This is a genomic window from Erwinia sp. PsM31, from assembly GCF_030433775.1.
GTDB classification, from domain to species: Bacteria; Pseudomonadota; Gammaproteobacteria; order Enterobacterales; family Enterobacteriaceae; genus Erwinia; species Erwinia aeris.
This window is the reverse complement of sequence record NZ_JARUWZ010000069.1, coordinates 1-526: the sequence shown is the minus strand read 5'-3', so window position 1 is coordinate 526 and position 526 is coordinate 1. Positions and strand designations below refer to the sequence as shown.

At 35.2% G+C, this 526-nt stretch carries 1 protein-coding gene; it reads right to left on the bottom strand.

The window, feature by feature from the left end:
• Positions 1 to 92: 92 nt before the first annotated feature.
• Positions 93 to 526, bottom strand: a 434-nt coding sequence (locus QCD69_RS22475) for a hypothetical protein (RefSeq protein ID WP_301253573.1), incomplete at its 5' end; no start/stop codon positions are given.

Genomic DNA, 526 nt, shown 5'->3' with positions numbered 1-526 from the left:
AACTGCGAAAATTAGGCTTCCCGTTATCATCAAAAAAACACTCTGCGTCACGGGTGGGTTCATTTTTTATTTTCATTGACACTAACTCCCTGTCAGTTTTTAATATACCTTACACGTTTTGGTTTAATGTTATCATTACAGTGAAAATGATCGTCCTGTGATACCGAATCAAGATGCAAAGCGGATGCATCTACCCATTCGTAGCCATCTGTTGTTTTCGGTATAGAATATCTCTCATAATTAACATCATGCCTTGAACTCCGCACAAAAACAGCATCATCTAACACATATGCGGTATAGGATGAAGATGAGTTAATACCTATCATTGAATTTTTAGATGAATCACCCACGTTCTTATATGAAATAAAATAAGTTGAACCTCCATATTTATAGTTAACATTTCTGTCAGGATAGGCAATGATATTATCACTTGCAGCGAAAACAAACTTTCCGTTAAATGATAAAACATTGTTTTTCTGCATTACCGAAACTTCATCCTGCGGTTTTTTATCATGACCTTCTATTC